This is a genomic window from Chromohalobacter nigrandesensis (assembly GCF_023061285.1).
In the GTDB taxonomy this organism is placed as follows: Bacteria; Pseudomonadota; Gammaproteobacteria; order Pseudomonadales; family Halomonadaceae; genus Chromohalobacter; species Chromohalobacter nigrandesensis.
The window spans coordinates 37,715-61,213 of sequence record NZ_JAKGAM010000012.1 but is presented as its reverse complement, the minus strand read 5'-3'; the positions used below and the strand labels follow the sequence as shown (position 1 = coordinate 61,213).

General features: G+C 62.6%; 22 protein-coding genes. 2 read left to right on the top strand and 20 right to left on the bottom strand.

Features of this window, described 5'->3' with window-relative positions; translation table 11 throughout:
• Nucleotides 1–2: 2 nt before the first annotated feature.
• From L1073_RS13620 to L1073_RS13585, 8 genes are all read right to left on the bottom strand, one after another.
• Complete coding sequence (locus tag L1073_RS13620) at nt 3–1,100, bottom strand: RodZ domain-containing protein (RefSeq protein ID WP_246900107.1); 1,098 nt, start codon at nt 1,098–1,100, stop codon at nt 3–5.
• A gap of 41 nt (nt 1,101–1,141) precedes the next feature.
• Nucleotides 1,142–1,882: a type IV pilus biogenesis/stability protein PilW gene (gene pilW, locus L1073_RS13615; RefSeq protein ID WP_246900105.1), complete on the bottom strand. Its 741-nt coding sequence runs from the start codon at nt 1,880–1,882 to the stop codon at nt 1,142–1,144.
• 104 nt (nt 1,883–1,986) lie between these two features.
• Nucleotides 1,987–3,114, bottom strand: a complete 1,128-nt coding sequence (gene rlmN, locus L1073_RS13610; RefSeq protein WP_246900103.1) for a dual-specificity RNA methyltransferase RlmN — start codon at nt 3,112–3,114, stop codon at nt 1,987–1,989.
• Between the two features lie 60 nt (nt 3,115–3,174).
• Nucleotides 3,175–3,600, bottom strand: coding sequence for a nucleoside-diphosphate kinase (gene ndk, locus L1073_RS13605; RefSeq protein WP_246900101.1), 426 nt, complete (start codon nt 3,598–3,600; stop codon nt 3,175–3,177).
• 155 nt (nt 3,601–3,755) lie between these two features.
• A complete protein-coding gene (locus L1073_RS13600) occupies nt 3,756–4,082 on the bottom strand; it encodes a HesB/IscA family protein (protein WP_246900099.1) in 327 nt (108 codons plus the stop codon).
• 47 nt (nt 4,083–4,129) lie between these two features.
• Nucleotides 4,130–5,278, bottom strand: coding sequence for an aminotransferase class V-fold PLP-dependent enzyme (locus tag L1073_RS13595; protein WP_246900097.1), 1,149 nt, complete (start codon nt 5,276–5,278; stop codon nt 4,130–4,132).
• A 46-nt stretch (nt 5,279–5,324) separates the two neighbouring features.
• Nucleotides 5,325–5,807 (bottom strand): Fe-S cluster assembly transcriptional regulator IscR, encoded by a 483-nt coding sequence (gene iscR, locus L1073_RS13590; protein WP_246900095.1) that lies wholly within the window; start codon nt 5,805–5,807, stop codon nt 5,325–5,327.
• A gap of 112 nt (nt 5,808–5,919) precedes the next feature.
• A complete protein-coding gene (locus tag L1073_RS13585; RefSeq protein WP_246900094.1) occupies nt 5,920–6,696 on the bottom strand; it encodes an RNA methyltransferase in 777 nt (258 codons plus the stop codon).
• A 133-nt stretch (nt 6,697–6,829) separates the two neighbouring features.
• On the opposite strand from L1073_RS13585, the gene L1073_RS13580 reads away from it, so the two are divergent.
• On the top strand, nt 6,830–7,624 hold the full coding sequence (locus L1073_RS13580; RefSeq protein WP_246900092.1) for an inositol monophosphatase family protein: 795 nt from the start codon (nt 6,830–6,832) through the stop codon (nt 7,622–7,624).
• Between the two features lie 85 nt (nt 7,625–7,709).
• Here the strand turns inward: L1073_RS13580 and L1073_RS13575 are convergent, their stop codons facing one another.
• The 7 genes from L1073_RS13575 to speB all read right to left on the bottom strand — a co-directional run bounded on the left by L1073_RS13575 (nt 7,710) and on the right by speB (nt 16,147).
• Entirely contained in the window at nt 7,710–9,158 is a 1,449-nt protein-coding gene (locus tag L1073_RS13575; RefSeq protein ID WP_246900090.1) for an aldehyde dehydrogenase family protein, read from the bottom strand.
• Between the two features lie 10 nt (nt 9,159–9,168).
• Nucleotides 9,169–9,912: an MBL fold metallo-hydrolase gene (locus tag L1073_RS13570; RefSeq protein WP_246900089.1), complete on the bottom strand. Its 744-nt coding sequence runs from the start codon at nt 9,910–9,912 to the stop codon at nt 9,169–9,171.
• On the bottom strand, nt 9,909–10,691 hold the full coding sequence (locus L1073_RS13565) for a carbon-nitrogen hydrolase family protein (RefSeq protein ID WP_246900087.1): 783 nt from the start codon (nt 10,689–10,691) through the stop codon (nt 9,909–9,911). The genes L1073_RS13570 and L1073_RS13565 overlap by 4 nt, the downstream gene beginning before the upstream one ends.
• A 5-nt stretch (nt 10,692–10,696) precedes the next feature.
• Entirely contained in the window at nt 10,697–12,031 is a 1,335-nt protein-coding gene (locus L1073_RS13560; protein WP_246900085.1) for a purine-cytosine permease family protein, read from the bottom strand.
• 69 nt (nt 12,032–12,100) lie between these two features.
• Nucleotides 12,101–13,738, bottom strand: a complete 1,638-nt coding sequence (locus L1073_RS13555) for a 5-guanidino-2-oxopentanoate decarboxylase (protein WP_246900083.1) — start codon at nt 13,736–13,738, stop codon at nt 12,101–12,103.
• A 10-nt stretch (nt 13,739–13,748) separates the two neighbouring features.
• On the bottom strand, nt 13,749–15,140 hold the full coding sequence (locus L1073_RS13550; RefSeq protein WP_246900081.1) for a YjiH family protein: 1,392 nt from the start codon (nt 15,138–15,140) through the stop codon (nt 13,749–13,751).
• Between the two features lie 44 nt (nt 15,141–15,184).
• Complete coding sequence (speB, locus tag L1073_RS13545; protein ID WP_246900079.1) at nt 15,185–16,147, bottom strand: agmatinase; 963 nt, start codon at nt 16,145–16,147, stop codon at nt 15,185–15,187.
• Nucleotides 16,148–16,332: 185 nt separating this feature from the next.
• Between speB and L1073_RS13540 the strand changes: the two genes are divergently transcribed.
• On the top strand, nt 16,333–17,748 hold the full coding sequence (locus L1073_RS13540) for a sigma-54 interaction domain-containing protein (protein ID WP_246900077.1): 1,416 nt from the start codon (nt 16,333–16,335) through the stop codon (nt 17,746–17,748).
• 86 nt (nt 17,749–17,834) lie between these two features.
• On the opposite strand, the gene secF is transcribed toward L1073_RS13540, so the two are convergent.
• From secF to queA, 5 genes are all read right to left on the bottom strand, one after another.
• Nucleotides 17,835–18,743, bottom strand: a complete 909-nt coding sequence (secF, locus tag L1073_RS13535) for a protein translocase subunit SecF (protein WP_246900075.1) — start codon at nt 18,741–18,743, stop codon at nt 17,835–17,837.
• Between the two features lie 12 nt (nt 18,744–18,755).
• Nucleotides 18,756–20,606, bottom strand: coding sequence for a protein translocase subunit SecD (secD, locus tag L1073_RS13530; protein ID WP_246900074.1), 1,851 nt, complete (start codon nt 20,604–20,606; stop codon nt 18,756–18,758).
• 100 nt (nt 20,607–20,706) lie between these two features.
• Entirely contained in the window at nt 20,707–21,036 is a 330-nt protein-coding gene (gene yajC / locus L1073_RS13525; RefSeq protein WP_246900072.1) for a preprotein translocase subunit YajC, read from the bottom strand.
• Between the two features lie 68 nt (nt 21,037–21,104).
• Nucleotides 21,105–22,223 carry a tRNA guanosine(34) transglycosylase Tgt gene (gene tgt, locus L1073_RS13520; RefSeq protein WP_246900198.1) on the bottom strand — a complete coding sequence of 373 codons (1,119 nt, stop codon included), beginning with the start codon at nt 22,221–22,223 and terminating at the stop codon, nt 21,105–21,107.
• Between the two features lie 67 nt (nt 22,224–22,290).
• On the bottom strand, nt 22,291–23,361 hold the full coding sequence (gene queA / locus L1073_RS13515; protein WP_246900070.1) for a tRNA preQ1(34) S-adenosylmethionine ribosyltransferase-isomerase QueA: 1,071 nt from the start codon (nt 23,359–23,361) through the stop codon (nt 22,291–22,293).
• Nucleotides 23,362–23,499: the final 138 nt, after the last annotated feature.

The window sequence follows — 23,499 nt, the reverse complement described above, 5'->3', positions numbered from 1 at the left end:
TATCACTCTCCCAAGGTGAAGCGGGCGACGTTGTTGCCGCCGGTATGCTGGCTCAGGTCGATATCCTCGCCCTGATAGCGAAGCTCGACGCCGGTGGCGTTGCCAATGGTCAGGCGAAACGGCGGCGTGCCTTCTAGCTGGATATCGGTTTCGGGATCTTGCAGTCCTGCCAGCAGGCGTTGATCGTCAGCATCATAGATCTCGGTCCATGACTGCTCGTCGAAGGTCAGTGTCAGGCTATTGGCGCTGTTCGCGCTTGGATTGTCGCTTGCGCTATCGCTATCGTCGTCCTGCGTAGCGGACCTGGCCTCCGACGAGGTGTCGTTGTCGACGACGTTTGCGCCCTGTGCGTCGACATCGTCGCGGTTGGCAGCGTCATCGTTCGAGGTGTCATCAGCGCGCGCATCGTCGCTCTCGACCAGTCCCAGGCTGTCATTCTCGTCGGGCAGCGGCGGCAGGGTGTCCTGTTCGCTCGCGTTGCCCTGCGCGTCCGTGGTGGCCTGCGATGCGTCAGCGTCGCGTTGCGTGTCGTCATTAGCAGCGTCGCGTTGCGTGTCGTCGTTGGCAGCGTCGTTTGCCATGGTCTCGTCTCCGGCGCTGCCTTGGGTGGCGCTATCATTATCCGCGCTTTCCATGGCGGCAGGCTCATCGCCGAGGCCGAAGAACTCGTTGCCCTGACGACTTTGCCACCAGAGCAGCGTCAAGCCGATCAAGCCGACGATGATGAGTAGCGTGACCAATCTGAAGGCCCAGGTGCCGATCCGTGAGGACGGTTGTGAGCGATACGCCGGTGCGGTGACCTTGCGGTCGAGGTCGTCGCGGCCATGCAAGGCGTCGTATTCCTGCGCCACACGCTTGTCGTCGAGTCCCAGCAATTTGGCGTAGGCGCGCAGATAACCCCGTCGATAGGTGGCGATGGGAACTTGATCGTATTGATCTTCTTCCAGACCGGTGACCACGGCGGGTCGGAGGTTGAGCTGATCGGCGACTTCTTCCAGCGATAGACCCTGTCGCTCACGCTCGCGCTTCAGCCGAGTGCCCGGAGGCTCTTGACCCTCGGAAGGAGCGGGGGAGATGTGTTGTTCGTGAGTGTCGCTCATGCCAGAGCATCCTTCTCGAATTCGTGTGGTCGGATCATGCCTCAGGAATCGTCATGCTGCCGATGATAAAAGGCCGCGGCTTCCTCGTCGCCCCGTGCGCGAGCGATTTCGCTCGCCAACTCGAGACTTTCAGGAGTCGCCTCGGTCAAGGTGAAAAAACGCTGCAAGCGTTCCCAGGCACGTTCATCATGACCCTGCGTATGGTCGAGTCTGGCCAGCAGGAGCAGGCTTTGTACATCGCGTGAGTCGGATGCGATGGCCTGTTCCAGCGGACGTCGCGCGGTATCGAGATCGCCTTGCTCGAACCGGCATCGGCCCAGATTGGCAAGCAATTGGGCGCGATTGTCATATGTGGTGTCTTGTGCTGCTTGCTGCAGTTGCGTACAGGCGGCGTCGAGCCTGCCCTCATCGTACAGAAATGCAGCGTAGTTGTTGCGCGCGCGAGTATAATCGTCGTCGGCATCCAACGCACGTTCGAAATATTCTTCGGCGAGTGCTGGCTCGTCCTGACGTTGATAGATGAGCGCCATGCTTTCCAGTGCCCGTGGGTCGTCAGGCCCCAGTTTCAAGGCGTGTTCCAGCGCATCGCGGGCGCGGGTCAAGTTATCGCGCTTGAGATAGGCCAATCCTAGTTCGGTATACGCCGATACCGCTTGGCCGTTATCCGGTGATGCATAGGGGGAATTGCTTTCGACCTGGACGGCGCAACCGCTCAAAAGCCAGACGAGCGACATCGCGGCACTCAACGAGCGGATCGAAGGTGGACGATGGCGGCGCGTCATGGAGCCCTCTCGAAATAATGGCATCAATCGGTGCGATGCGACGGTATTCGTCATCTAGCAGTGTCCCATCAAAGCGCCGCACCTCAGTGAAGTCAAGGCGACGCTCAATCGGCGTCGAGCTGAATGGACTGAATGTAGCGCTCGTGACGCTTGGTACGGTCCTTGACGCGTCCCACCAACTGGCCGCAGGCGGCATCGATATCATCGCCGCGCGTCATGCGTACGGGGGCGGTATGGCCGAGTTCTTCGAGCCATTGCTGAAAGCGCATGACCTGATTGCGTGAAGGCTTCTCGTAGCCCGAGTGCGGGAATGGATTGAAGGGAATCAAGTTGATCTTGCACGGCAGGTCGCCGAGCAGCGTCGCCAGCTCTTGGGCGTGGCGCTGCTGATCGTTGACGTCCTTGATCAGGGTGTACTCGATGGTCAGCATGCGCGTGTCATCGCACTTGGCGAGATAACGGCGGCAAGCATCGAGCAGCGTGGCGATATCATACTTGCGGTTGAGTGGCACCAACTCGTTGCGCAGTTCGTCGTTGGCGGCATGCAGCGAGACCGCCAGGCTCACGTCGAGCTCATCGCCGAGCTTGTCGATCATCGGCACCACACCAGAGGTGGAGAGCGTAACGCGGCGCTTGGAAAGACCGTAACCGTTGTCATCGAGCATGAGTTTCATGGCCGGCACGACGGCATTGTAGTTCATCAGCGGTTCCCCCATGCCCATCATTACCACGTTGGTGACCGGGCGATTGGTGCTGTCTCGACGCGCACCGAAGCTATTGCTGGCCACCCACACCTGGCCGATGACCTCGGCGCTGGTGAGGTTGCGCTGAAAGCCTTGCTTGCCGGTAGAGCAGAAGCTGCAATCCAGCGAGCAGCCTACCTGGGACGATACGCAGAGCGTGCGACGCTTGCCGCCCTCGGCAGGGATCAGCACGGTTTCCACGTAACTGCCGTCCTCGACCTCGAGAACCCACTTGCGTGTGCCATCCTCCGAGGCGCCTTCGTAGACCACGCGTGGACCACGCACCTCGGCGAGCTCCTCGAGGCGCGTGCGTAGCGCCTTCGAGAGATTGGTCATCGACTCGAAGTCGTCGCAGCCTTCGTGGTGAATCCACTTCATCACCTGGGCGGCGCGAAATTTCTTCTCGCCCAATGAGACGAAGAAGGCTTCCATCTCCTCACGCGTTAGGCCGAGAAGGTTGGTACGGGGCATGGCGGTATCGAGGGTCATGGTGGGTCGTACGCTCGGTGGATGGCGGTGCGAGGGCCTTGCGACCCCCGCGGGAAGCGATCAGCGTGCGCAGATCTCTTCGCTGCCGAAGAAGTAAGCGATCTCGCGCTCGGCGGATTCCGGCGAGTCGGAGCCGTGCACGGCGTTGGCGTCGATGGACTGCGCGAAGTCGGCGCGGATGGTGCCGGCCTCGGCTTCCTTGGGATTGGTCGCGCCCATCAGGTCACGGTTGGCGGCGATGGCGTTGTCGCCTTCCAGTACCTGCACGATCACCGGGCCGGAAGTCATGAAGCCGACCAGATCGCCGAAGAAGGAACGCTCCTTGTGCTCGGCGTAGAAGCCCTCGGCCTGGGCCTGGGAAAGCTGGAGCATCTTGGCGGCGACGATCTTGAGGCCGGCTTTCTCGAAGCGGCTTTCGATCTCGCCGATGACGTTCTTGGCGACGGCGTCGGGCTTGATGATGGACAGGGTGCGTTCGTTGGCCATGAGGTCAATGTCTCCGTGACTGAAATCGAGGGTCTTGATCGATACGTCAACGCGCCGCTCGAAGCGACGCGTTGCATGAAACTCGACGGATGTCGAAAAAGCGCGTCATTGTAGCGTGTCGCCGGACCTGGCGCACGCCCGGCGGCTGAGCGCCCTTAGACGCTGAAGCTTTCCCCGCAGCCGCATTCGTCGGTGGCATTGGGATTGTTGAAGCGAAAGTAGCGATTGAGCCCTTCGTTGACGTAGTCAACCTCGGTGCCGTCGAGCATGGTCAACGCCTCCTTGTCGACGAGCACCTTGACGCCGTGATCCTCGAAGGGCACGTCGTTGGCGCCCACCTCGTCGGCGATGTCGAGCACGTAACTGTAGCCCGAGCAGCCGCTGGGCTTGATCGCTACGCGCAGGCCGAGACCATTGCCGCGCTCGGCGAGCACATGCTGGATCTGTTCGGCGGCAGCGGAACTGATACTGATGTTAGCCATATTGACCTCCTTGCTTGGGTCGCGACGCGCGGTGCGGCGACCTCGAATCATTTGCGTAGGGCACCGAGTGCGTGGCGGAGCTCGGCGCTTGCGGTGTCGATGTCCGCTTCGGTCGTGAAGCGGCCGAAACTGAAGCGAATGGACGCCAAGGCGCGAATACGATCGGTACCGATGGCCTTCAATACATAGGATGGCTCGACACTGGCCGAGTTGCACGCCGAGCCGGTCGATACCGCCAGCGCACGCAGCGCCATCAGTAGCGATTCGCCGTCGACGTCGTCGAAAGCCAGGTTGACGATCATGGGTACCGAGACGTCGAGCGCCGTGTTGCAGTGCACGCCTTCGCATGCCTCGAGGCCGTCGAGAAAGCGCTTGCGCAGGGTCAGGCCATGGGCGTGATCGGTTTCTCGCGCGTCGGCGGCCAGGGAGAACGCTTCACCCATGCCTGCTATCTGATGCGTGGGCAGGGTGCCCGAGCGCATGCCGCGCTCGTGACCACCGCCATGGATCAGCGCGTCGAGGTGGATGTCGGGGCTGCGGCGTACATAGAGCGCGCCGACCCCCTTGGGGCCGTAGGTCTTGTGCGCCGACATCGACATCAGGTCGATGCCCATGGCGTTGACATCCAGCGCGATCTTGCCGGTGGCCTGGGCGGCATCGACATGGAAGACCGCGCCGGCGGCGTGGACGACCTCGGCCAGCGCCGCCAGCTCGTGGATGCTGCCCAGCTCGTTGTTGACGGCCATCAACGAGACCAGAACGGTATCCTCGCGCATGGCATCGTTGAGCTGCGTGGGCGTCACGCGGCCATCCGCGCCGGGCGTCAACCAAGTCACCTCGAAGCCCTCGGCCTCGAGCGCTAGGGCGGTATCGACGACGGCCTTGTGTTCGATGCGTGAGGTAACCAAGTGGCGACCGCGCGCGCGGTTGGCACGCATGAAGCCGGTCAGCGCGAGGTTGTCGGCCTCGGTGGCACCGCTGGTCCAGACGATCTCACGCGGGTCAGCGGCGATCAAATCGGCGACTTGGCGGCGCGCGCTTTCCACCGCCTGCTCGGCCAGCCATCCCGGCATGTGGCTACGCGAAGCGGGGTTGGCGTAGACGCCATCAAGTGTCAGGTGACGCGCCATGACCTCCGCGACACGCGGGTCGACGGGGGTAGTGGCGGCATAGTCAAGATACACGGGTGAGGTCATGACGGCTCGTATCGATGATGGCGCTGGCGCCTATTGCTCCGCACGATCATTGCGGGGCAATGCTGATGGTATCGGTGCTGATCGTCTCCGACGCGACGCGCTGCTGACGGGCGGCGATATCGCGGACTTCCTGGCGTTCCACCAGCTCGGCGAGCGTGATGGCATCGAGGAAGCCATGAATCTTGTCCGACAGATCGCACCACAAATGATGCGTCAGGCAGGTATCGCCTTGCTGGCAGTCCGAGAGCCCCTGGCAGCGCGTCGCGTCCACGGATTCGTCCACCGCGCCGATGACCGACGCTACCGAAATGGCGTGGGACGCATGGGCGAGCAAGTAACCGCCGCCCGGGCCACGTACGCTACTGACCAGTTCGGCACGCTTGAGCCGCGCGAACAGCTGTTCCAGATAGGACAGCGAGATCGCCTGGCGTTTGGAAATGTCGGCGAGGCTGATGGGGCCGGCATCGGCATGCAGCGCCAGGTCCAGCATCGCGGTGACGGCGTAGCGTCCCTTGGTCGTCAAGCGCATAAGTCGAGGTGATCGGGCGTCGGTGATGAAGCGATTGACCAGGCAGGTATTCAATCCGCATGGATTTCTTGCCTGAAACGTGCCTGTATTATGGGAAAACCCAGTAATGCGGTCAACCATTCCCGTCGTGGTGCTTCTGGTGGGCCAATGCCCGGCTTTGCTTGTTCACGGCTCCGAGGATGCCACGCAGGATGTTCATCTCCATGCTGTCGATGTGACTGCGCATGAAGAGTCGGCGCAGACGCGCCATCAGCTGACGCGGGTTGTCGGGGTCGTGAAAGTCGATCTCGACCAGCGTTCGCTCGAGATGGTCGAAGAAGCGCTCCAGGTCGTCATGACTGGCCGGCGGGTTGTCCCATTCGACGCCGAACGGTGTGTCCGGGGCGTCGTCCGCGCCCAGCGCCGCCAGCCGACACTCATAGGCTAGCACCTGGACCGCGGCGGCCAGGTTGAGCGAGCTGAAGTCGGGATTGGTGGGGATGTGCACATGGGCATGGCAGCGCTGCAATTCGCCATTGGTCATGCCGCTGTCCTCGCGTCCGAAGACCAGTGCGGCCTGGGCGCCCTCGGGCGCGCACTCTCCGGGGAGACGTTCGCTCAATGCCCGCGGGGTGAGCATGGGCCAGGGCAGATGGCGCACGCGGGCGCTGGCACCGACCACGAAGGTGCAGTCGCCGACGGCCTCCTCGAGCGTGGCATACACTTTGGCATGACTCACCAGGGCATCGGCGCCGGACGCACGGGCATGGGATTCGGCGCCGTACACCTCGCAGCGTGGCGCGACCAGGGCAAGGTCGGCGAGGCCCATGTTGTGCATGGCGCGGGCGGCGCCGCCAATATTGCCGGGATGGCTGGTGCCGATGAGAACGATACGTAGTTTGTCGAGCATGATGATAGGGCGCGCGGCTGAGAAACGAACGGCGAGTCTAGCATGGCTTGAGGCCGTGAAACTTCCCGTCGTGGGCGCCTTCTGCTAGGATGCGCGACGTTCTTTAACAGTTTCCGAGATTCAGGCCCGTATCATGCATCCCATGGTTCAATTCGCACTGCGCGCCGCGCGTAGTGCCGCCGAGCAGTTCGTGCGTGCTCGCGACCGTATCGAAGTTGCGCGTGGCGACAAACAGCTCGATAAGCTGCTGGAAGATACTGCGCGTAACGCCGAAACTCTCATCGACGCGCAGTTTCGTCGCAGTTATCCCCAGCATGGCCTTTCCGGCCGCTATACGGCGCACCGTGATGGCGAAGGCGAGGGCGCCGATTTCCATTGGCGCATCGAGCCGTTCCATGGTTATTCCAACCTGGCCGTGGCATCGCCCAACTTTGCTATATCGATCGTCTGCCTGGTCAAGGGCAAGCCTGAGCATGCGGTGATCGTCTGCCCCTTCAACGATGATGAGTATCTCGTCAGCCGTGGGCGTGGCGCGCAGCTCAATGGACGCCGCATTCGCGTGCCCGACCATATCACGGTCGAGGACGCGCGCATCGCCGTTGGCTTGCCGGAGCCATGGCTACGTTCGCGTCATCTGCAGACGTATTTGACCCTGACCCAGGCGCTTGGGTCACAGGTCGAGAACTTCCTCAGCAGCGGTAGCGGCCTCCTGGATCTCGCGCAACTCGCCGCCGGCCGTGCCGATGCCGCCTTCGTGCTGGGCCTCGAGGAGCAGGATCAACTGGTTGGCAGCCTCCTCCTCAAGGAGGCCGGTGCACTGCTGGGCGGGCCCGACGGTAGTCCCTCGGTCAGCACCGAAGAAGATCTCATGGCCGCCACGCCGCGCCTTTACAAGACACTGGTACAGCAGCTCAAGCCGCGAATGTAAGTCCTTTTGGCTCGAGCACACGAAATACCCCGCCGAACGCGATGTCGGCGGGGTATTTTTCGTTGTGCGGTGCGGTGCGTTGCGGTCAGTCCGCCGGGCCGATCAGGTGCTTGACCTCGAGATAGGCGGCGAGTCCCCAGGGACCCAGTTCGCGGCCTATGCCGCTATGCCCGAAACCGCCCCAGCTGGCTTCCGGCATGACGATCTGCTCACTGTTGTACCAGATGTTGCCGGCACGCAGGGCTCTGCCGACGTGCCTGGCGCGTTGAGGGTCGCCACTGATCACCGTGGCGGCCAGGCCGAAGTCGCTGGCATTGGCCAACGCGATGGCCTCGTCGTCGGAAGCGACGCTACGCCCACACAGGACCGGCCCGAAGATCTCCTCGCGCCACAAGCGGCTCTCGGTGGGCACATCACGATACAGGGTGGGGGCGATGAAGTAGCCCTGTTCCGGCAGTTGCCGATGGCGGGCATCGCGTACTGCCTGGAGGCCTTCGCGCTCGGCGATGGCCAGATAATCGCGCACGCGGTCGCGCTGACGCTGGCTGGTCATCGGTCCCATGTCGGTTTCCGTGCCCAGCGGGTTGCCCAGGCGGATCGCGTCGATGCGTGTCGCCAGCGCTTCATAAAGTGCCTCGGTCAGCGATTCATGCACGATCAAGCGCGAAGTCGCCGAGCAAATCTGTCCGCTATTGAAGTAGATGCCGGCCATGACCCAGTCGGCGGCCTGATCGATCTCGGCATCGTCGAGCACCAGGATCGGCGATTTGCCGCCGAGCTCCAGTGACACCCCGCGACTGCCTTCGGCGGCGGCTTGCATCACGCGTTCGCCCACGGCGTTGCTGCCCGTGAAGGAGAGCTTGTCGATACCCGCATGGCGCGTCAGTGGCGCGCCGATGCCGTCGCCATCGCCGTGCAGCAGATTGAGAACGCCGGGCGGTAGCGCGATTTCCAGAGCGATCTCGGCCAGCGCCTGCTCCGGCAGCGGCACCACTTCAGAGGGTTTGAAAACCACTGTGCAGCCCGCGGCCAGGGCCGGGGCGATCTTCCAGGCGCTGGTTACCAGCGGGAAGTTCCACGGCGTGATCAAGCCGATCACCCCAGCAGGATCTTCGTAGCAGTAGGCATCGACGCCTTCAATATCATGCGTGATACGCCGCCCCTGTCGGGCTTCCAGCTCGCGTGCCTGGCGTGCGTAGTAACGATAGCAGGCGATGGCGTCGTCGAGGTCGATGCCGGCCTCGGCGAGCGCCTTGCCGTTGTTGGTCGCGGAAAGCTCCATCAGCGCTTCGCGGCGCGCCGTGAGGGCATCGGCCAGCGCCTCCAGATACGCCCCGCGCACTTCGCCGCCCAGCGCTTGCCAAGCGGGCAGGGCGCGACGTGCGGCGTCAACTGCCGCGTCGACGTCTGCGGTATCGCCGCCCGTGACCTCGGCGATCTGGCGCTCATGGTACGGGTCCATCACCGCCAGGCGCCGCGTGCCTTGGCTAACCACCCAGCGATTGTCGATAAACTGCTGATCGAGCTGTTGCATGAAGACTCCTTCAAAGGGCGTGCTCACGGCGCCAATCGTCGATCATGGCGTGTAAGCGTGCCCCGGAAAAGCTAGGAAAATGGCCACCATGGACGATACGCGCCGGGAGTTCGCGTAGTCGGCGCATACTGGCGGCGTAATCGTCGAGGTTGCTGTGATAGACATCCTCGATCAGCGGCCCGTCATAGATCAGATCGCCCGAGATCAAGGTACCGCTGGCGGCTTCCCATAGCGCGATACCGCCAGGGGAATGCCCCGGCGTGTGGATGACCTCGAAACGGCGGTCGCCGAGATCGATGATTTCGCCATCCTCGAGCGTGACGATGCACGCCGGTGGGGCGATACGGTAGCTATGGTATTCGAAGGGCGCCGGTGGCAGGGCATCGAACATGGCGTCATCGAGGAAGTCGGCGGCCAGGGTGCGCGAGTTGTCCGGGCTGGCCAGGATGTCGGCCTCGGCGGCATGCACATGGCAACACTCGAACTCGTGAGCGGCACCAATATGATCGAAGTGCGTGTGGCTCGCCACTGCGATCAGGTCGCGTTCGCTGAGTAGCGGTACCTGCCTGCGTAGCGGCACGGCGCCGAGCCCGAAGTCCACCAACAAGTCCCGATCCCGACCCCGTACATGCCAGATGTTGCAGCGGTAGAACGGCTTGATGGCGGGCTCGTCGATCCGCGTGATGCCGTCAGCGAGTGCCGTGGTGCGATACCAGGTTGCGGTTTTTCCTCGAGGGAGTAAGAAGCCGCTCATAAGGTGGCCTCCGGTATGGGTCTGAGATCTTTGAGATAGTCCTGATGGGCACGACTCTCGTTGATACGTTCCAGGTCGATGTCCACCACCAAGCTTCCTGCGTCGGCACCGAGACGGCCCAGAACCTCGCCATCCGGCCCTGCTATCAAGCTGTTGCCGCAATAGTGAAGTTCGGCCTCCATCCCTGCCCGGTTGATGCAAGCGACGAAGCATTGATTGTCGAGGGCTCGGGCACGAATCTGCAGCGCTTGACGTTCAGCGTTGGGCACCATGTTGGCGGTGGGTGAAAGAATGATCTGCGCGCCGCTTGTGGCGAGTGCTCTGGCCATCTCGGGAAACTCATTGTCATAGCAGATCATCAGCCCGAGACGGCCGAGACGCGTATCCACCACGCAGCATTCCTCGCCGGCGGTGAAGAAGGCATGTTCGCGATCCCACAGCTGGCGCTTGTGATAGGTGGCGATATGCTCGCCCCGGTCGTCGATCAGCACGGCGGAATTGGTCAGGCGTCCGTCGGCTTGCCGTTCGGCAAGGCCGAAGAGCAAGAACATCTCGTGCTCGGCGGCGAGTTTGGCGGCTCGCTGGGCGATTGGGCCGCCTACCGGCTCGGCGAGTTCCTCCAGTCGCTCGAAGATGTTGTAGCCGCTCAGGGCAAGCTCGGGGAGGACCAGTAGGTCCGCACCGGCTGCTGCTGCCTGCTGGCACTGGCGCGGGAGAGACGCCAGGTTGGCGGCCACGTCGCCACATACGGGGGCGGTTTGCGCCAGCATTAGTCTCATCGGTGTCACTCTCCTGTCGTCTGTGAAGCGTTCGCACGGGACTTGGTCAACAGCATGGCGCCGAGCCAGTAGAGGCCGCCGGTGATGATGAAGACCGGCAGCGAGGCGCCGAAGGCCAGCGGGGCGACCAGCGACCAATAGGCGGCCAGCCCGGCGCCGATCACGTAGGCACCGATGGCCACCGGCGCAGTGGGACGTCCCAGCTGGTGACGCGCCTTGAGTAGCTCGGGACTGTAGCCGTCGCGACCGACCAGGTAGTAATCGACGATGATCACCGAGAAGGCCGGAATGAACAAAGCGCCTATTAATAGCAGGAAGTTTTGGAATTGATCGAGTATGCCGGGAATCAGGGCGCCGAAGACGGTCACGACCCCGATGATCAGCGCCGGTTTCCAGAAGGCCATGCCGGGCGACACGTTCATGCAGGACAGGGTGGCGCTGTAGACGGCCATGACATTGGTAGTCATCACGGAGAAGAAGATGACCAGGGCTGCGGGCAGGCCGAAGCCGAAACCGGAGAGCAGCCGGGTCGGGTCGTAGGTCTGCTCCATGCCATTCAGGACCGAGAGCCCGGAGACTGCGGCGCCCAGGCCCATGGCGATCATGGCGGCCATCACATAGCCAATGTAGGTGCCCCAGACGGCGATGGCGCCGCTCTTGCAGTTGCGGTTGTAATCCGCCGAGGACGAGATCCACGAGAAGGCGGTGGCGATGACGATGTCGAAGGCGATCCCCAGCGTGATGCCGTTACGCGCTTCGACAGGCATGTCCAAGAGCGTCGAGACATCATAGTGAAGATTCAACTGATAGAGGACTAGGGCGGCGAGGCCGACCATGGCCATTGCTGCCCAGCGCTCGACCCGTTCGATGCCCAGGTGGCCACGCAGTACGATGAGAACCACCACGCTTTCGCAGAGGATGGTCATCAAGGGTAGGTTGGAGTAACCGGTGGTGGCCTGGATAGCGTAGTCGAGGCTCATGCCGGCAAGCAGGGCCTGGATCCAGCTCCAGGCGATCAACACCCCCATGTTGACCAGTGAAATCAGCCGACTGCCAAGTGGCCCATAGGCCCTTCGGGTCAGCGCCATGGAGGGCAGGCCGGTACGCTGCCCCATCAGGCCGACTAGTAAAAGAGGGATGGCACCGATCAGCGAGCCGATCAGTACGCTGCCCATGGCGGTCGTGAAGGGCAGGTCGGGCACCAGGAGCATGCCGGTGAGGATGGTAGTGACCACGACGTTGGCGCCGAGCCATAGGGCGACAGTGCCGAATGCCCCGAGGCTCTTGTGCTGGTGGTCGTCGAGGGTGTCCTGACCGAGCAGACGGTGGAAGAAAGCCATGGTGTTGTCCTTGTAATGTTTTGGGAAGCCGTTGTTCTTGAGAAGCCTTTTCGGGACGCGAATGGCGCCTCAGCCGAGTGCCGCTTGCCAGCGTTCGGCATCGATCTCGATCAGCGTGGGTGCGTTACGCGAGACGTTGCTGAGTGCGAGGCCGAGAGCGGCGGGAGATTCGATGCGCTGCGAGGTGAGGCCGAAGCCTTCGGCCAAGCGCTGGAAATCGGGCGGCGTGGGGTCGACGCCGATGCGCGCGACACCATGCGCGTCCATGTAACGGCGGATTTCCTCGTAACCGGCGTTGTTCCAGAGCACCACGACCACCGGCAGCCCTTCGTCGACGGCGGTGGCCAGCTCGCTGAGGGTGAACATCAAGCCGCCATCGCCGACCAGGGCCACGACCGGCGTGCCGGGCTTGGCCAGTTGGGCGCCAAGCGCCGCCGGTAGGCCGTATCCCAAGGTGCCGTAGCCGGTCGAGGCATTGAAGTAACGACGTGGCGCCGCACGTTCGACGAGATGATTGCCGGCGTAGACCGGCGCGGTGGAGTCGCCGACGATGATGGCCTCGGGCAAGGCGTGATCGAGCGCGGCATAAAGCGGCACGAACGGCGCCATGTCCGGACGCGTCGGCAGCGCCAGTGCTTCATGGATGGCGCGGGTGCGCTTCGCACCCTGACGCGCGAGTGGGGTGGGGAAATGCGCCAGCAGAGCCGACAGCGCGATACCGGTGTCACTGACAAGGCCCAGCGCCGTAGCCTGATTGCGCACCAGTTGCTCCGCTTCCAGGTCGATGCGAATCAAGCGTCCGGTCAGGGTGAAGCCCTCATCGAATACCACATCGTAATCGGTTTCGCCGAGTTCGGTACCCACGGCGAGGATAACGTCGGCGTCGCTAGCCAGCGCACGGACCTCGGGCCAGGTGGCGTTGGCACCCAGGTCGAGTGGGTGCCCGCGTCCAAGTACCCCCTTGGCGTTGATGGTGGTCACGGTCGGTGCGTCGAGATGTTCGACCAGCGCCCGAGCCGATTTTGATGCGTCCGCACAGCCGCCCCCCAATAACACCAGCGGAGCATGAGCCTCGCGCAGCCACTCGGCGGCGAGTGCTACGCCGTCGGGGTGCGGCGCGGGACGATAGAGCCTTGCCGGTGCGTACTCGGTGGGTAGGGAGATCGGCGCATCGAAAAGATCGATGGGAATTTCGATATGCACCGGCCCTGGCCGCTCGGAACGAAAGACCGCAAAAGCGCGCGCCAGGACTTCGGGCAAAGCGCTCGGGTCAAGCAGGGTATGGCTGAAACGACTAACGCCCGCCAGCACGTTCTGCTGGCTGGGCAACTCGTGGAGTCGCCCCTGGCCGCGTCCCAAGGTGTCGCGGCGGTTGACGCTGGAGATCACCAGCATGGGCACGGAATCGGCCAGTGCCTGGCCCATGGCGGTGGCGATATTGGTCATCCCCGGTCCGGTGATGATGAAGCAGACCCCGGGGTTACCGCTGGCACGGGCGTAGCCGTCCGCCATGAACCCTGCGCCCTGTTCGTGGCGCGGCGTGACATGGCGCAGACCGCCTGCTTCCAGTCCACGATACAGCGGCACGGTATGCACGCCGGGGATGCCGAAGACGGTATCCACGGCGTAACTGTCACGCAGCAGCCGGACCAGCGCCTCGGCGCAGCTAATCGAGCGAAGATAAGGCGAATTCGTTTCGGTGGTCATGGGAAGCACCTTAAGCCACCAGCCAGTGGCCCATCACGACGATGATCGGCAACGTGATGGCGGTACGCAGCAGGAAGATGATGACCAGTTCCCAGAGCTTGAGCGGAATCTTGGACTTGAGCAGCAAGGCGCCGATTTCCGACATGTAGATCAACTGCGTCAACGACAGGCAGGCGATCACGAAGCGGGTAAGTTCGCTCTCGATATCGCTGGCCAGCACGGCGGGCAGGAACATGTCCGCGAAGCCCACCAGCGTGGCCGGCGCGGCGGCCGCCGCTTCGGGCACGCGCATCCATTCGAGGACTGGCACCATCGGGTACGAAAGCCAGGTGAACAGCGGCGTGAACTCGGCCAGGATCAGGGCCACGGTCCCGATGGCGATGACCAGGGGCAGCAGGCCGAAGAAGATGTCGGCCACGTTCAGCAGGGCGTGCCGCACCAGCTGGCGCGGGCCGGGGGCCTGGTCGGCCCGTGAGACGGCCATGCCGAGGCTGTAGCGGAACAGGCCTTGGGTGCCGGTGCGTTCCTCGGCGAGGCGGCAACCCACCGGTTCGTAGTAGGTATTCGGCTTGCGCGAGAGCGGCGGCAGGCGCGGGACGATCACTGCAGCCACCAATCCCGCCACAACCACGGTGAGGTAAAACGGGACAAAGAGGTGATTGATGCCGATGAAGTTGGTCACCAGCAGTGCAAAGGCAATCGAGACGATGGAGAAATTGGTGGCGATGGTCGAGGCTTCACGTCGGTTGTAATAGCCCTGCTCGTATTGCTGCGTGGTGATCAGTACGCCCACGGTGCCCGAGCCCATCCACGAAGCGGTGGCGTCGATGGCGCTGCGCCCCGGTAGACCGAAAATCTTGCGGAAGGGGGTACGCACCAGGCTGCCGATGAATTCCATGAAGCCGAAGTCGACCAGGAATGGCAGCAGGATGGCGGCGAAGAAGAAAAAGGTCAGTAGGACCGGCGCTAGGTCGTTGAGCATCACTCCGCCGGTGAACGAAGCGGTCACGAACTCGGGGCCGATCTGGAAGTAGGTCATGAGCGCGAAGGCGGCACCCAGCAGGCGCATCGCCATCCACAGCGGCTCGACGTCGAACAGTTCACCTAAGGCATTTTCGCGGGCCCAGTGGGGTTTGGAGAACTTGACGAGCAGGGTCAGCAGTGCCGAAGCGCATAGCACGGCCATGGCGATGGCCGGTAATGCGTCGCCTAGAAGCGCCTTGAGGCCATCGGCGAGCAGTCCCATGCCGATATTGATGGTATCGCCTGTCGAGAAGGGCACCAGAAACATGCCGATACCGATCAGCGAGGGGATGAGAAACTTGAGTAGTCCGCGCGACGTCAGCCGCGCGTGATCGGGATTGCTACCGCCAGAGGCGGTGGAATCGAGGGGTGCGGACATGATGTCACCACTTGTTGTTGTAGAGCCCCAATGCCGAGGCAGACTTAACGGCGCTTGACGCCGGGTAGCACGCAGAGCATTTCATAGAGTGCCGTGGCGCCCATCAGCGCGGTGTTGCCGCTGGGGTCGTAGGGCGGCGCGACTTCGACCAGGTCGCCGCCGACGATATTCAAGCCCCAGGCCCCACGGACGATCTCGAGGCCTTGCGACATGGTCAGGCCGGCTGCCTCGACGGTGCCCGTGCCGGGCGCTACCGAGGGGTCGAGGGCGTCGATGTCGAAGGTGATGTACACGGGGCGGTCGCCCATCTGATCGCGCACCTCGGCCATCAGCGGTTCCAGCGACTTGTACCAGCACTGCTCGGCGGTGACGACGCGAAAGCCCTGGTCGCGACACCAGTCGAAATCGTCGGCGGCATAGCCGGTACCGCGCAGACCGATCTGGATCACGCGTTGGCTATCCAGCAGGCCTTCTTCCTGAGCGCGGCGAATCGGGCAGCCGTGGGCGACCTCCTCACCGAACATGTGCGGATTGATATCGGCGTGGGCGTCGATGTGAATCAGCCCCACCGGACCGTGTTTCTCGGCAATCGCCTGCAACACCGGCCATGTCAGGGTGTGATCCCCGCCGAGCGTCAGTGGCACGGCGTCGTGGCTAAGTAGCTCACGGTAATGTTGGCGGATGATCTCGACGCTTTTCTTTAGGTCGAAGGTGTTGATTGCTACATCGCCGGTATCCGCTACTTGCAGGCTGTCGAATGGCGCCGCGCGGGTGGCCATGTTGTAGGGGCGCAGCATGCGCGATTCGTCGCGGATCTGGCGCGGCCCCAGACGGGTGCCGGGGCGGTTCGAGGTGCCGATGTCCATGGGGATGCCGACGAAGGCGGCATCGAGCCCGTCGGCGTCCGCCTGGGTGGGCAGACGCATCATGCTCGCGATGCCGCCGAAGCGGGGCATCTCGTTGCCGCCCAAGGGTTGGTTGAGATGCGAGGCGTCGTGATTGCTCATGCTTGGCTCCTGGTGGGAAGCAGTGAATTGTTGTTGGTACTGATTTATTGCAGGCACGAACCATGCCAAGTTTAGGAGTGACTATAATCAATAACTTAGCGCCATGACTGATGCAAAGATGCATTGCTCGGCGGCGATTGGTGATCCACTATTGTATCTTGATGCAAAATTGAATCGAGAGCGCCATGCAAGAACACGATATCGACGCGCGAACGCTCGAGGCACTGATTCATACCGGCCACGATCATGTCTTCATCGTCGATGTCGATGGTCAGGTGCTGGATGTCAGCCCGGGCAGTGCCGCCGTCTATGGCATGAGCCGTGAGTCGTTGTGCGCGACCACGGTCTATGAACTGGAGGCGCGCGGCGTGCTATCGCCCTCGGTCTCGCTCGAGGTCATTCGAACCGGTCAGCCGGCGCAGGTCATGCAACGCACCGGTACGGGACGCCAGGTGATCGCCGAGGCCTACCCGGTGTACGCCTCCGGGCGCTTGGTACGCGTCATCAGTCGTTCCATGGACATGACCGATCTGCGCCTGCTGCAAGACGAATACGCACTTCTCCAGCGCCGCTTCAATGAGCATCTCAAGCGTGGCGGTAGTCCGGCATCGGGGGATGCGTTGGAACTGGAATCGCTGGAGGTGCGCAGTCAGGTCATGCACGAGGTGGCGCACCTCATCAAGCGGGTGGCGCCGACCGACGCCACGGTGCTGATGCTCGGCGAGTCGGGGGTTGGCAAGACGGCCTTCGCTCGCCAGTTGCACCGCTGGAGCCAGCGTTGCGATGGCGCCTTCGTGGACGTCAATTGCGCGGCGATCCCCGAGTCGCTGTTCGAATCCGAAATGTTTGGCTATCAACCCGGCGCGTTCAGCGGTGCCGCGCGGATGGGCAAGGCCGGGCTCCTGGAGCAGGCCCACAAGGGGACGCTGTTTCTCGACGAGATCGGCGAGTTGCCTCTGGCCATGCAGAGCAAGCTGCTGAAGGTGATCCAGGACGGTTATCTGACGCGACTGGGCGATACGCGTTCGCGGCGGGTCGATTTTCGCCTGGTGGTCGCCACCAATCAGGACTTGGCGCAACGCGTGGAGGAAGGGCGTTTTCGACTCGATCTTTATTATCGGCTCAACGTGATTCCCGTCACGCTACCGCCCCTGCGCGAGCGCCGTGAAGATATTCCCGGCCTCGCGGAACGCCAGCTCGCCAGGCTCAATGAGCGCTACGGCATGGACAAGGTGTTGCATCCGCGCGTGTGGCCGGAGTTGATGGGCGGCGACTGGCAGGGGAACGTGCGCGAGCTGGAGAATTGGCTCGAACGCGCCTGGCTATCCGCCGAGGGCGGTGTCATTGGCGCGCCGATGGAGGAGCGTGACGTGGCGTCGGCGCGCGTGAGTACGGCGGCAAGTGGAAGTAGCCCGCTGGCGACGCTGGAAGAGGGACGCTCCTTGCGTGAAACGTTGGAGGCCGTCGAGGCTGAGATCCTCGGCGAGTTGGCGACGCGTTTGTCGAGCACCTACGCCATGGCCGAGCGCCTGGGCATCAGTCAGCCTAGCGTGGTGCGCAAGCTGCGCCGTCATGGGTTGAAGATCGTGTCGCGCGATTAAGCGCTCAACGCAAAACAAGCCCCAACGCAATACGCCTCCCGGGGGGGAGGCGTATCGGACAGCGTAACAGCTAGGCTGAAGATGTCTCAGGGCAGTTCTTCTTCCTCGTCGTCTTCCTTCTTCGTCCGGATCAGGTCCTGGCGCTGCAGTTTGATGGCCAGCAGCAACGCTGCGGCGACGTAGACCGACGAGAAGGTCCCCGCGATGACGCCCAGAATCAAGGCGATCGAGAAGTTGTGAATCATGTCCCCGCCGAGGAAGAACAGTGCCAGCAGTACCAGCAATGTGGTCCCCGACGTTGCCATGGTGCGCGCCAGGGTCTGGTTGATCGCCTCGTTGAATATCTGCGCCATGTCATCGATTTGTGACTTGCGGATATTCTCGCGTATTCGGTCGTAGACGATGATGGTGTCGTTGAGGGAGTAACCGATCACCGCCAATATGGCGGCCAGTACCGTCAAGTCGAAGTCCAGCCCGAACAGCGCGAAGATGCCGAGTATGATCACCACGTCATGGCCCAGCGAGATCAGGGCGCCGAGCGCGAACTTGTACTGGAAACGGAACGCCACGTACACCATGACCACCGCCAGGGCCAGCAGCATGCCCATACCACTCTGATCGCGGAGCTGATCGCCGACCTGCGCGCCGACGAACTCGGCGCGGACCAGATCCACCGGATTTGCGTCGCTGTCCAGAATGCCCACGACGCGTTGCCCGACATCATTGTCGAAGGTCTGCTGCAGGCGCACGAGGATGTCGTTGGAAGTGCCGAAGGTTTGTACCTGGGCTTCCTCGAAGCCCTCGTCGCCCAATTGGCTGCGTAGCTCATCAAGCGCCGGGGCTTGTTCGTAGCGGACTTCCACCAGCGTGCCGCCGGTGAAGTCCAGGCCCAGGTTGAGGCCTTTGAACGCCAGGGCACCGATCGCAATGACCGCGAGCAGCACGGAAACGGCGAAGGCTATGCGGCGTTTGCCCATGAAGTCTAACTGTCGCATCGCTCGCTCTCCTCAGATCCAGATTTTCTTCAGCGGGCGTCCGCCGATGGTGAGGTTGATCAGGGCACGTGAGACCAGGATGGCGGTAAACATCGAGGTCAGAATGCCCAGCGACAGTGTGACGGCGAAGCCTTTGACCGGTCCGGTGCCGATCGAGAACAGTATGACTGCCACCAGCAGGGTGGTGATGTTGGCGTCGACGATCGAGGTGAAGGCGCGCTCGAAGCCGGCATGTATCGCTTGCTGGGCAGGCATCTTGGCTCTGATCTCTTCACGTATTCGCTCGAATATCAAGACGTTGGCATCCACTGCCATGCCTAGTGTCAGCACGATACCGGCGATCCCGGGGAGCGTCAGTGTAGCGCCGAGCATCGACATCGCGGCGACCAGCAGCACCAGGTTGAGCCCCAGAGAGATGTTGGCGACCACGCCGAAGGCCTTGTAGCGCGCCAGCATGAACAGCACCACGAGCAACAGGCCGAGTTCTACCGAGAGAATGCCCTGATTGATGTTCTGAGCACCCAGGCTAGGCCCGATGGTGCGCTCCTGGGCGAAATAAATGGGCGCCGCCAGCGAGCCGGAGCGCAGCAGCAAGGCCAGGTCTGCCGCCTCGCTCGAGGAATCGAGACCGGTGATGCGGAAGCGGTTGCTCAAGGTGCTTTGAATGGTCGCCAGGCTGATGATGCCGCGCTCGGTATAAGCCTCGCGCTTTTCGACCTCTTCACCGTCTTCCATGACTGTACGTGTGCGCGTCTTGTGCTCGATGAAGACGACTGCCATGTTGCGTCCGATATTGGAGCGCGTGGCACGACTCATCATTGAGCCACCGGTACCATCGAGGTTGATATTGACCTGCGGACGGTTGTTTTGGTCGAAGCTGCGGCTGGCGCTGGAGACATGATCGCCGGTGACGATGACGTCACGCATCAACTCTGCATTACGGTCTTCGTCATTGCGGAAGTCGAGCGTTTCGATCTCGCGGTCGGGGGTATCCGAGCGGGCTTCCAGGCGGAACTCCAGGTTCGCCGTGGCGCCCACGATACGCTTGGCGGCGGCGGTGTCCTGCACGCCGGGTAGCTCGACGACGATGCGGCTGGGACCCTGGCGCTGCACCAGTGGCTCCGAGACGCCCAATTCGTTGACGCGGTTGCGGATCGTCGTCAGGTTCTGATTGACGGCGTAGTCCTGTAGTTCTTCCACGGCCTCCTCGGTGAAGGTCATCGCCAGGGCGGCTCCGCGGTCGCTGTCTTCGTTCTCGTAGTCGAAGTCGGGGAACTGGTCGGTGATCAAACCGCGCGCCTCGTCGCGATCGTCCTCGTTGGCGAACTGGAACGTGATCGTACGGTCACCGATATCGGTGTCACGGTAGCGGATCCGCTCGTCGCGCAGGATGCTGCGGACAGCGCTGGCATTTGCCTCCAGGCGTTGCTGGACGGCGGCGTCCATGTCGACTTCGAGCAGGAAGTGTACCCCGCCCTGGAGGTCGAGGCCGAGCTTCATGGGCGCGGCTGAAAGGCCGGCCAACCAGTCGGGTGTCGCATCGGCGAGGTTGAGCGCCACGGTATAGGCGTCGCCCAGCCGCTCGTCGAGGATGTCGCGGGCAGCGATTTGCTGATCGGCCTCGTCGAGGCGAATCAGCGCACTATTGCCATCCAGCTCGCTTTGCTTGATATCGATGCCTTCGTCCTCGAGCGCTTGGGTCAAGCGATCTAGGCGCTCTTGATCGAGTGCGCTGCCGCTGGCGGTACTGCTGATCTGAACGGCGGGGTCGGCGGGATAAAGATTGGGTAATGCGTAGACGATGCCGACGAGAAGTACGATGAGTATCAGCAGATACTTCCACAGGGGATAACGGTTGAGCATGGAAGCCCTGTCCTTGTTGCTGATGCAGAAGACAACCACCGACCATAGAATATGGTCGGTGGCGTTGAGGAGGGGCGGTTTCGCGCCTCCTGATAGGGAATCAGATGGACTTCAAGGTGCCCTTGGGCAACACTGCAGCGACAGAGCTTTTCTGAACGTTCACCTCGGTACCTTCGGCGATTTCCATGCTGAGGAAATCGTCGCCGACATTGGTGATACGTCCCATCAAGCCGCCGCCGATGACGATCTCATCGCCTTTGGAAAGGTTGCTGATCAGTTGCTTGTGCTGTTTGGCACGCTTGGACTGCGGACGCCAGAGCAGAAAATAGAAGATCAGTACGAAGCCGACCAGCATGACGATCTGGGCAATGCCGCCGCCTGCGGGGGAAGCATCCTGCGCATGAGCTGCGGGAATGAGAAACTCCAGCATGGATTGTTATCTCCGGATGGTAGTGAGGGTGAATCTGTGCCCGAGAGCGTGTCCCGGATGGCATTCGATCACGCTGACAGCGCCGGCACCGGCATGCCACGCCGTGCGTAGAAGTCTTCGACAAAGGCTGTCAATGTACCCGCTTCAATGGCAGTGCGCAAACCAGCCATGACACGCTGGTAATAGCGTAGATTGTGGATGGTATTGAGCATGGCGCCGAGCATTTCGCCGCAACGATCCAGATGATGCAGATAGCTGCGCGTGAAGTGCCGACACGTATGACAATCGCACTCCGCTTCGAGTGCCTGTGTGGAGTGACGATGCTGGGCGTTACGGATCTTGACGGTGCCTTCGGCCGTGAAGAGATGGCCATTGCGCGCGTTGCGCGTGGGCATCACGCAGTCGAACATATCCACCCCGCGCCGCACGCCTTCGACCAGATCCTCGGGTTTGCCGACCCCCATCAGGTAGCGCGGCTTGTCGTCCGGCATCCAGCCCGGTAGGTAGTCGAGTACCTTGAGCATCTCTTCCTTGGGTTCGCCCACCGATAGTCCGCCGATGGCGAGGCCGTCGAAGCCGATGTCCAAAAGCCCCTTCAGGGAGCGCTCGCGAAGCTCGGGATACATGCCGCCCTGAATGATGCCGAACAGCGCCGAGGGCGAATCGCCATGCGCGATGCGCGAACGCTCGGCCCAGCGCAGCGACATCTCCATCGAGCGCTTGGCGTCTTCCTCAGTGGCCGGATAGGGCGTGCACTCGTCGAAGATCATCACGATGTCCGAGCCCAGCGCGCGCTGCACGGCCATCGATTCCTCGGGTCCCATGAAGACCTTGGCGCCATCCACGGGCGAGCGGAAGTGAACGCCTTCCTCGGTGATCTTGCGCATGTCGCCCAGTGAGAAGACCTGAAAGCCGCCCGAATCGGTGAGGATCGGCTTGTGCCACTGGGCGAAGTCGTGCAGGTCGCCGTGGGTTTCGATGACCTCGGTGCCCGGCCGCAACCAGAGATGAAAGGTGTTGCCGAGGATGATCTCGGCGCCGATCTGCTCGACCGACTCGGGCGTCATGCCCTTGACTGTACCGTAGGTGCCGACGGGCATGAAAGCGGGCGTTTCCACGCTGCCGCGGGGGAAGCTCAAACGGCCACGGCGCGCCATGCCATCTTCGGCGAGGCGCTCGAAACGCATGAAGCTCTCGTTACGCATGGGAAGTCTCGTTACGCATGGGAAGTCTCGTTAGGCATGGGAGGTCTCGTTACGCATGAGAAGTCTCGGGGGACGGATGTGACGTTGCCGACCGGCTGAGGAACATGGCATCGCCATAGCTGAAGAAGGCGTAGCGCTCGGCAACGGCTTCGCGGTAGGCACGCATGGTCTGGCGATAGCCGGCAAATGCCGAGACCAGCATCAACAGGGTCGACTCGGGCAAGTGGAAGTTGGTGATCAGTGCATCGACGCAGCGCCAAGCGTAACCGGGATAGATGAAGATATCGGTGTCGCCACGGTAAGGCGCAATACGGCCGTCGTCGTGGCCCTGGCCAGCGGTTTCCAGGCAGCGCACGCTGGTCGTGCCCACGGCGATTACGCGCTTGCTGCGTGCTCGGGTGGCCTCGACTTGGCGGCATAGCGTCTCGTCGACTTCCAGCCATTCGCTGTGCATATGGTGCTCGCGAATATCGTCCACGCGGACCGGCTGAAAGGTGCCCGCGCCCACATGCAGGGTGACATAGCCGATCTCCACGCCCCTTTCGCGCAGCGCTGCCATCAGCGCCTCGTCGAAATGCAGGCCGGCGGTGGGCGCTGCCACCGCGCCCTCGCGACGGGCGTAGACGGTCTGATAACGCTCGCGGTCATCGAGCTCGTCCTCGCGGTCGATATACGGCGGCAACGGCATGTGCCCGTGGCGTTCGAGTAGCGCGATCAGCGGTGTCTCGCCTAAAAAGCGCAGCTCGAACAAGGCCTCGTGACGCTCCTCGACCACTGCGTGGATATCGCCCTCGAAAATCAGCTCGGTGCCGGGCTTGGGAGCCTTGTTGGCGCGCAGGTGTGCCAGACCGCGATGCGCATCCAGCGGGCGTTCGAGAAGCATCTCCACGCGCCCACCGCTGGCCTTTTGTCCGAACAGCCGCGCGGGAATCACACGGGTGTCGTTGAACACCAGCAGATCGCCGGGCTCGAGCTGCGTCAGCAGGTCGGTGAAATGTCGATGCTGAATTTCGCCGCTGGCGTCGTCCAGGCAAAGTAGCCGACAGTCGCTGCGTTTCTCGGACGGGTAACGAGCGATCAGCTCATCGGGGAGATCGAAATGGAAATCGGCGCGCTGCATGGCGTTGGAGAAAACGACCTGTAATCGAAAAACGGAAATCGGAGATGAGGCACGCGCGGCGTACGCTCAGCGAAGGCGGCCTATGATAGTCGAGACAGGCGACGAAGTCAGGTCCGGATGATTGACGTCGCCAATCTG